Genomic DNA, 7,556 nt, shown 5'->3' with positions numbered 1-7,556 from the left:
CTCGCCTGCAGTGGACTTTCACCACCAAGTTAACGCCCATGCCGGGCGCACAAAACAAAAAGCTGGCGAAACGCATCCCGCCAGCTTTTAATGGAGGCGACACCCGGATTCGAACCGGGGAATAGCGGTTTTGCAGACCGCCGCCTTAGCCACTTGGCTATGTCGCCATAAAAAATGGAGCGGAAGACGGGATTCGAACCCGCGACCCTCGCCTTGGCAAGGCGATGCTCTACCACTGAGCCACTTCCGCATGCCTGATGTTGTTGATTCCAATATTCTATTCTTATCACGGTTTTTATCCAGGTGGTGCCACGGGCCGGAATCGAACCAGCGACACGCGGATTTTCAGTCCGCTGCTCTACCAACTGAGCTACCGTGGCACATAAACTGGCGGAGCTGACGGGAGTCGAACCCGCGATCTCCGGCGTGACAGGCCGGCATGTTAGACCACTACACCACAGCTCCGCTTCTCACTTTCACTCCAGCTCGGGTTCTTCCAACCCCTCACCGCTGACAATCTTAAGTATACAAAAAGTAGGGCCAATTGTCAATTGGTATTTTCAGCTGCGACATAAAATTTTTCGTTCCAGGAAAAGAATTTTTGCCCCAGACAAACCCTCAGTAGAAGGTGGTCAGAATCACTTTCCCACCCCAAAACATAAAATCGCTTCCCGGACGAGTTTGGCCGCCAGCAAGGATGTGCGCTCCGTAGGGTCATAAGCCGGACAAACTTCTACCAGATCCATACCCACCACCCGGCAGTCAGCCAGCAGGTAGAGAGCCTGAAAAATCTCCCGGGGCGTACACCCCCCCGGCTCCGGCGTACCCGTACCCGGAGCATAGGCGGGATCAAGAACATCTATATCCAGGGTGAGATAAATAGACCGTCCTTTGAGCTGAGCGCAGACTTGAGTTAAAGGTTGCAGGATTTCTCCAGGAAAGAAGTGGGTAGTGGCCCGCCCAAAGACGAATTCTTCCCGTGTTCCCGAACGGATGCCAAATTGAAAAACATTACATCCGCCGATCAGCTCTGCCACCCTGCGCATTACGGTAGCGTGAGAAAGTGGTTCACTCAAATATTCATCGCGTAGATCTGCGTGAGCATCCAGATGTATCACTACCAGGTCGGGGTAATAACGCAAGAGGGTTTCCACCACCGGCAGGGTGACCAGGTGCTCCCCTCCGAGCAAAAGGGGAAACTTGCCGTCGGACACAATAGCAGATACCGTAGCACCAATGCGCCCAAGGCTCTCTTGAAGCCGCCCGGGAGGCAGGACAATATCCCCTGCATCATAGTAAGCATAATCGGCCAGGTCCCGCTCCAACACAGGGCTGTACTCCTCAAGCGCCACACTCACCTGACGGATATGGGAGGGGGCAAAACGCGTCCCCGGACGAAAGCTCACTGTCAAATCCAGGGGAGCACCCAGGATAACCAAAGAGGCACCATGATAGTCCTCTGTACTGCCCATAAATGAACCGGCTTTTTCCAGACCTTTTAAAAGCATAAAGCTCTCACCCGAGAGGAGCTTAATCTTGTTCAACCAGCTCCGCCACAAAAGGAGGCAACTCAAAAGCTGCCCGGTGGATACCCGGACTGTAATACCTGGTTTTTAAATCGGGCAACTCCAGCACATTCACCTGGCAGGGATCGTATTTCTTACTGCCCATGGTAAAGCTCCACAAGCCACCGGGGTAAGTGGGAACACATGCCAAATATAACCTGGTGACAGGAAAAATGCTGCGGATATCCTTAAACACACGGGAGATGATTTCACGGTTAAAAAAGGGGGATTCGGTCTGAGCAACAAACAACCCATCTTCAGTTAATGCATCATAAACATCCTGGTAAAAGGCCTTCCCAAAAAGGCCTTCTGCAGGACCCACGGGATCGGTGGAATCTACGATAATCATATCATAAGTATTACGGTTTTCCTTAACATGCTTGATACCGTCATCGACAATAATTCGCACCCGGGGATCATCCAGAGCGCAACTGATCTCCGGGAGGTATTCCCGGGCAGCAGCGATTACCCTTTCATCAATTTCCACCAGGGTGGCCTGCTGCACCGAAGAATGCTTGAGGATTTCTCTGATCGAACCGCCGTCCCCTCCACCTACAACCAGCACCCGGCGGGGGTTTGGATGGGTGTTCAGGCCGACGTGGGCGATCATCTCGTGATAAACAAATTCATCAGTTACGGTAGTCTGGATAACGTCATCCAGAGCCAGCAGACGCCCGAATTGGAACGTATCATAAACGGCCAGGTGCTGAAATGGCGTCTTTTCCTCACACAATACTTTTTTCACCCGGCAACTCAATTTCATATGGTCAGTCTGTAATTCCGTAAACCAGCAGTTCATCTCCATACCCCCAGAAGAATTAATACCACAGCGGTACAGCCGCCAGGGAGCAGCCGATTTTTTCCACCCGGTGTTCGGTGGCCGCAATCTTCATGTCAACCAGTTTCATACCCCGGGATGCAAAAGCTTCCCGCAACATAGCCTCAATGCGTGCCTCGGCTTCCCTCTGCGAGCACTTACCTGCAAATTCCATGATCACGCCGAAGGTATCCTCTGAAAAGCCAATGCCTACAGCAGCAGCAATCAATTCTCCCGGAATGTCGCTGATTATATAACCGTAAGCAGTGGGTACCAGTGACCCGGGAGGAATTGACAATCCGGGATCGTACTCTGCACCGGGAGGCAAAATGCTGCTCACCCGGATCAGATTAATATTTCCTATGCGGCCGGCCAGAAGAGCGTTGTCAAATGCTGTTAATTTGTTGTGACCTTCAGCACTGGCGGCGGTGAGAAAAAACTTTTTTGGGGTGGGTAACACGGCAAATTCCCCCTTTCCATGTTCTTAACCAAAAACAACAAGTTATATTATAGCAGAAGACATGAAAAAATAAACTATTTTATTAACAAGGAGGCAAACCATAATTTTCCTGGTATGAAAAAATCCTCCCGATTACATGCTAACCATTGAATGCCGAAACTTGTAATCGAGGAGGTCGTAACATGGCAAAAACAGTGCTTGGTACTTTTAGCTCCAAGGAATCGGCAGAAAGGGCTGTCGCGGAACTCCGTTCCAGAGGTTTTGACCGCGAAATCTCCGTAGTGGCTAAAGAGGACGTAGCCCGCCAGGAACGCCGCGCCGAAGAAGGTCCAAGGATGGGAGGGGACCCGATTGCTGATGGAGCCACTACAGGAGGAGTCCTGGGCGGCCTGGCCGGCCTGGTGGCCGGTGCCGGAGCCCTGGCCATCCCGGGCATCGGACCGATAGTAGCGGCTGGTCCGATTGCAGGACTACTCTCCGGCGCCGCTACTGGAGGTATTGCCGGGGGACTGATCGACTGGGGCATCCCGGCAGAACGGGGACGCTACTACGAAGAAAAGGTTAAGCAGGGCAACATTCTCGTTTCCGTGCGGTGCGACGATAATAAAGCCAACGATGCGGCCACGGTGTTACGGCAGTATGGCGGCCAGGACGTGGAAACCCACTAAAACCGAAAGGCAGGGGAATCAACCCCCTGCCTTTTTTTTCATCCGTTCGTAGAGTGCTTTAAAAACCAGAGCATCTTCCACCTGACGATCCCAGGACTCACAGATAATGGTGGGGGTAAGATTCCTTTCCACAATAAGCTCTGCCAGGAGGCTGAAGTCGGGACCATAACCTGTATCCAGCGTGGTGCGGTGCCTCTTCTCCCCAGCTCTGTTGAATTCGATGGGACTGAAATGAATGTGCAGTTTCTGAACCGCTTCCCTACCCAGCCTGCTCTCAATCACGTCTAAAACGGCTGCAAAATCTTCTGCCGTTTTTAAGGCCCCCTGACCGGCTGCATGTATATGAGCGAAATCCACGGCCGGTACCACCCTGGAATCCAGGCTGCAAAATTCCAGAACTTCTTCCAGGTTACCAAGTTGTGCCGGTTTACCTGCCGTTTCCGGTGCCAGGCAGATACCAGCCAGTCCCATTTCTTCCGCTGCCGCCAGAACCTCCAGCAGTAATTCCCTGGCCCGGGCCATAGTGCCAGCCCGGTCCCTTCCACCTCCCGTGCCAGGGTGGAAAACTACCGGTGAAGCACCCATCCACCACGCAGCCTGCATGGATTTCAGCAAATGCATCCTGGTTTTTTCCCTTAAAACGGGGTCAGCAGTCCCCAAGGTGATATAATAGGGTGCGTGGATACTTAAAAAAATCCCGTTAGCCCGGGCCAGTTCACCAAGTTTCCGGGCTGTGGTTTCTTTAATATGTACTCCACGCACACACTGATATTCGTAGGCATTAAGACCTTGCGCCCTTAACCATGCAGGCATGTCCAGGGAGCTTTTATAACCCTGAGCATGAAAGGACGGAGGATTTCCTGCAGGCCCGAAGCGTACGTCCATCACGACATCCCTTCCCCTTCTCCATAGAGAAACACAACAGTCAAGACTTCGACAACCACTTTCCTCTTCCTCCCCCATCAGAAAGAAAAAGCACGAAGTTTAACGAACACTTATTAGAGGTAATTCCCAGTTCAAGCAGAATTAAACATTGCTTACCTTACCTGATTTTTGAATTATTGGGAGGGGGAGTTATGTTTAAACGACTGATTTTTTTCCTTACCTTCTTTTGTTGCCTGTGGTTTTTTTACATAAAAGGGCTGGTAACAGTCGTTCCAACATCCTGGCTGAAGGAAAAAGAGGACTTCCTGGTCTACCTCCAGGGGACAGAAGCCCGCACAATGGACCCGGCCAGAGCAGACGACCCGGCTTCCGCACGTGTACTGGCCAATATTTACGAAGGACTGGTGAGACTGAGAACGGGTACGGAAATAGAACCCTGTCTGGCCACCCGCTGGGAAGTATCCAGAGACGGCCGGCAGTGGACTTTCTATCTCCGGCCCAATGTAACCTTTCAGGACGGTACCCCATTCGACGCTCAGGCAGTCAAGTTTAATGTTGACAGAGTGTTGAGTCAGCAAAGCCGCTTTACCTATGCCACTTTTACTTTCGGGATGGTCCGGTCCGTAGATGTCATAGACTCTTTAACTGTACGCTTCAATTTAAAATACCCTTATGCTCCTTTTCTCTATAACCTGGCCATGCCCGTAGCGGCCCCTATGGTAAGTCCCCGGGCACTAAAACAATACAAAGAGGATTTCTGGAAACACCCTGCCGGTACGGGCCCATTTATCTTTCAAGACTGGAACCGGAAAAATGAAATAATTCTTCTGGCCAACTCCCATTATTGGGGAGTAAAGCCATCCATACCAGGAGTAATTTTCCGATATGTTCCCGATCCAAAAGAAAGATTCAATCTTCTTTTATCTGGAAGAGCCCATATAAGTGAAGGTATTCTTCCACAAGAAGTGGAATTCTTGAAGAATAAGGGCTTCCAGGTGTTCAACTCACCCGGTCTTGACATCAGTTACCTGGGCTTTTATACCAATAAAGGTCCTTTTCGCGACACGATACTGCGCAGGATAGCCCGGCAGGCCTGTAACCCCGGTGCACTCGTGGAATCATTATTTCCCGGGCGGGTAATTGCAGCTAGAGGCCCGCTGCCCCCTGGAACCCTGGGTTACGAACAAACTCCCGAACCACCACCGGTGAACCCCGGGAGAGCCCGCCGGGAACTGACCGCTTCCGGCTACACCCCGGGAATACCGATTACCCTCCTGGCTTATGAGAGCTCCCGGCCCTATAATCCTGCAGGAGGGGAAAAGCTGGCCCGGGGCCTGGCAAAACAATTGAAAGAGGCAGGCTTTAGCTGTTCAATAAAGGTTTACCCCTGGAATGAATTTAAAAAAGCGCTCTTCCGCCAGGAAGGAGACGCCTTTATATATGGGTGGACAAGTGATAACGGTGATCCGGACAATTTCCTTTATACTCTTTTTTCATCGCAACAAATTGCCTGTGGTCTCAATACCACCCACTACCGCAACCCACAGGTAGACACCTTGCTCTTAACCGCTCAACAAACACCGGACAGCAATCTACGGGCACGTATTTATGGAGAAGTCCTCCAGCACATCCAGGATGATGTACCTGCCATATTTCTTCACCATAGTCTATACACCCTGGTTACTGCTGACAATGTTCAGGGATTAATTATCCGTCCCCAGGGGATACCTTATTTGGGTAATGTAGAAATAAGCAGATAGATAATTAACGAACCTCATTGTATCCTGAATATACCAGTTATAAAGCTGAAATTTTACAAGCATACTAGGTGGTAAAAGCACAATCATTGTGAGGAGGATTGTCAAATGCACCAGATTGTTCAGATGCAGCAGCAAATCCAAAGATTGAGGGAGGAAGCAGGCTCCATAAGCCAGCTCTGCAGTCAACTTCAGCAACAGCATTTACAGCGCCTTACCTTCCTGGCCGGCCAAATGCAGCAGGACCTGAGCAACCTGAGCAGTACAGCTCAGCAAATCAGTTCCATGATTCAAACACAGGGTCAATTTGCACAGCCAGCAGGCGGATACGCTGCTCAATACGGCGTGGGACAAACAGGTTTTGGTGGATATGCTCAGGGCTATCAGACCTTCGCCGGCCAGTACGGTCAGGCTGGAGAGCAGTTCGGTACTGCCCGCTTTGGAACCACCGGTGTGGGAGGTTACAACATTACCCAACAATACGCTGCTCCGGGAACTACCGGACAAGCCGCTGGATACCAAACCGGACAACAGTTTGGAACCGCAGGACAATACGTCGGGTTCCAGGGTAGCATTAACGAACAGGGCAAGTACTCACCAAACTACACCGGAGTCATACCAAACGCATAATTGACTTTTCGGACGCCAAGGGGGCCCTTTTTGGAGGGCCCCCTTGCGTTTAGACTACAAAAATAGGATCTTTTAGACACCAACTACCTCTTAACAAATTTACCTTAAAATGTATAATGGGTATAAGAATTGATTTGGGGGGGAATTCTTAGTGAAAATACTGCGGGACGGCGCTTCTTACAGTCACCGGGAAGTGGTGGACTTATTGATGGAGTTTTCTGCCTTTAAAGACCGGGTCGAGAAAAAATTTAAAGAACTGGCCAGAGAGCTGGAAGGGAAAAACAATGAACATGAACTATGGGTGAACCTCTACTTGATTTCAACGGATTATGCGGAGGAACAATACAATAAAAAGCAAAGGCAGGAAACCATCCAAAAGGTTTCATGAAAAAATATCCCCTACCCCACCGGGTAGGGATTTGTTTCAAATATTACGGTTCAGGAAATAATAAACCCGGAGGTGCGGATATGGTTGATGTAGATAGAAGAAACCCTTCAAACTGGTGGGCCATACCTTTGGGTTTACTCATGGGAGCCGGGTGGCTTTCTTTTGCTGCTTATTCCATCTACAGCCGTATCCAGCCCAAAAAGTAAATTGACCACAGGTATTGGGCGCCAATTTATCAACTCGAAATCCAAACCCCTTGTAACCGTAGCTTTTTCATGGTATAATGCAAATTGCCGTGGGGGCATAGCTCAGCTGGGAGAGCGCTAGAATCGCACTCTAGAGGTCGTGGGTTCGAGTCCCATTGCCTCCACCAGGAAAGTCAAGGC

The 7,556-nt window shown here is 50.5% G+C and carries 9 protein-coding genes and 5 tRNA genes; 6 read left to right on the top strand and 8 right to left on the bottom strand.

The features are described from left to right. Window positions 1-91 precede the first annotated feature (91 nt). The 7 genes from ACPLUI_RS08475 to ACPLUI_RS08445 form a co-directional block, all read right to left on the bottom strand. A tRNA-Cys gene (locus tag ACPLUI_RS08475) sits at window positions 92-167 on the bottom strand. Between the two features lie 8 nt (window positions 168-175). Next, window positions 176-250, bottom strand: a tRNA-Gly gene (locus ACPLUI_RS08470). 54 nt (window positions 251-304) lie between these two features. Continuing rightward, window positions 305-380: transfer RNA gene (locus ACPLUI_RS08465), tRNA-Phe, on the bottom strand. Window positions 381-388: 8 nt separating this feature from the next. Further along, window positions 389-465 (bottom strand) — tRNA-Asp (locus ACPLUI_RS08460). Window positions 466-638: 173 nt separating this feature from the next. Then, entirely contained in the window at window positions 639-1,508 is an 870-nt protein-coding gene (gene speB / locus ACPLUI_RS08455) for an agmatinase (RefSeq protein ID WP_424659829.1), read from the bottom strand. A gap of 22 nt (window positions 1,509-1,530) precedes the next feature. Further along, window positions 1,531-2,364, bottom strand: a complete 834-nt coding sequence (speE, locus tag ACPLUI_RS08450) for a polyamine aminopropyltransferase (protein ID WP_424659827.1) — start codon at window positions 2,362-2,364, stop codon at window positions 1,531-1,533. Window positions 2,365-2,383: 19 nt separating this feature from the next. Beyond that, window positions 2,384-2,842 carry a pyruvoyl-dependent arginine decarboxylase gene (locus ACPLUI_RS08445; protein ID WP_424659826.1) on the bottom strand — a complete coding sequence of 153 codons (459 nt, stop codon included), beginning with the start codon at window positions 2,840-2,842 and terminating at the stop codon, window positions 2,384-2,386. Between the two features lie 182 nt (window positions 2,843-3,024). Here ACPLUI_RS08445 and ACPLUI_RS08440 point away from each other — a divergent pair, with 182 nt between their 5' ends. Then, window positions 3,025-3,510, top strand: coding sequence for a general stress protein (locus tag ACPLUI_RS08440; RefSeq protein ID WP_424659825.1), 486 nt, complete (start codon window positions 3,025-3,027; stop codon window positions 3,508-3,510). Between the two features lie 18 nt (window positions 3,511-3,528). Here the strand turns inward: ACPLUI_RS08440 and ACPLUI_RS08435 are convergent, their stop codons facing one another. Continuing rightward, window positions 3,529-4,395: a TIM barrel protein gene (locus tag ACPLUI_RS08435; RefSeq protein WP_424659828.1), complete on the bottom strand. Its 867-nt coding sequence runs from the start codon at window positions 4,393-4,395 to the stop codon at window positions 3,529-3,531. 191 nt (window positions 4,396-4,586) lie between these two features. On the opposite strand from ACPLUI_RS08435, the gene ACPLUI_RS08430 reads away from it, so the two are divergent. The 5 genes from ACPLUI_RS08430 (at window position 4,587) to ACPLUI_RS08410 (ending at window position 7,543) form a co-directional block, all read left to right on the top strand. Further along, a complete protein-coding gene (locus ACPLUI_RS08430) occupies window positions 4,587-6,155 on the top strand; it encodes an ABC transporter substrate-binding protein (protein WP_424659824.1) in 1,569 nt (522 codons plus the stop codon). A 105-nt stretch (window positions 6,156-6,260) separates the two neighbouring features. Next, on the top strand, window positions 6,261-6,782 hold the full coding sequence (locus tag ACPLUI_RS08425) for a hypothetical protein (protein WP_424659823.1): 522 nt from the start codon (window positions 6,261-6,263) through the stop codon (window positions 6,780-6,782). 151 nt (window positions 6,783-6,933) lie between these two features. Next, window positions 6,934-7,170 carry a hypothetical protein gene (locus ACPLUI_RS08420; RefSeq protein ID WP_424659822.1) on the top strand — a complete coding sequence of 79 codons (237 nt, stop codon included), beginning with the start codon at window positions 6,934-6,936 and terminating at the stop codon, window positions 7,168-7,170. An 80-nt stretch (window positions 7,171-7,250) separates the two neighbouring features. Continuing rightward, entirely contained in the window at window positions 7,251-7,376 is a 126-nt protein-coding gene (locus ACPLUI_RS08415; protein WP_424659821.1) for a hypothetical protein, read from the top strand. A 91-nt stretch (window positions 7,377-7,467) separates the two neighbouring features. Beyond that, window positions 7,468-7,543, top strand: a tRNA-Ala gene (locus tag ACPLUI_RS08410). The last annotated feature ends 13 nt before the right edge of the window (window positions 7,544-7,556 follow it).

The organism is Desulfofundulus sp., from assembly GCF_049701015.1.
Lineage (GTDB): Bacteria > Bacillota > Desulfotomaculia > Desulfotomaculales > Desulfovirgulaceae > Desulfofundulus.
The sequence above is the reverse complement of the archived record's forward strand: the minus strand, read 5'-3'. Positions and strand labels throughout refer to the sequence as shown.

What these genes read in the sequence shown, in the direction of transcription:
- speE (WP_424659827.1), bottom strand. Translation starts at nt 2,364, where the DNA reads ATGAACTGCTGGTTTACGGAATTACAGACTGACCATATGAAATTGAGT.
- speB (WP_424659829.1), bottom strand. Translation starts at nt 1,508, where the DNA reads ATGCTTTTAAAAGGTCTGGAAAAAGCCGGTTCATTTATGGGCAGTACA.
- ACPLUI_RS08425 (WP_424659823.1), top strand. Translation starts at nt 6,261, where the DNA reads ATGCACCAGATTGTTCAGATGCAGCAGCAAATCCAAAGATTGAGGGAG.
- ACPLUI_RS08415 (WP_424659821.1), top strand. Translation starts at nt 7,251, where the DNA reads ATGGTTGATGTAGATAGAAGAAACCCTTCAAACTGGTGGGCCATACCT.
- ACPLUI_RS08430 (WP_424659824.1), top strand. Translation starts at nt 4,587, where the DNA reads ATGTTTAAACGACTGATTTTTTTCCTTACCTTCTTTTGTTGCCTGTGG.
- ACPLUI_RS08440 (WP_424659825.1), top strand. Translation starts at nt 3,025, where the DNA reads ATGGCAAAAACAGTGCTTGGTACTTTTAGCTCCAAGGAATCGGCAGAA.
- ACPLUI_RS08435 (WP_424659828.1), bottom strand. Translation starts at nt 4,395, where the DNA reads ATGGACGTACGCTTCGGGCCTGCAGGAAATCCTCCGTCCTTTCATGCT.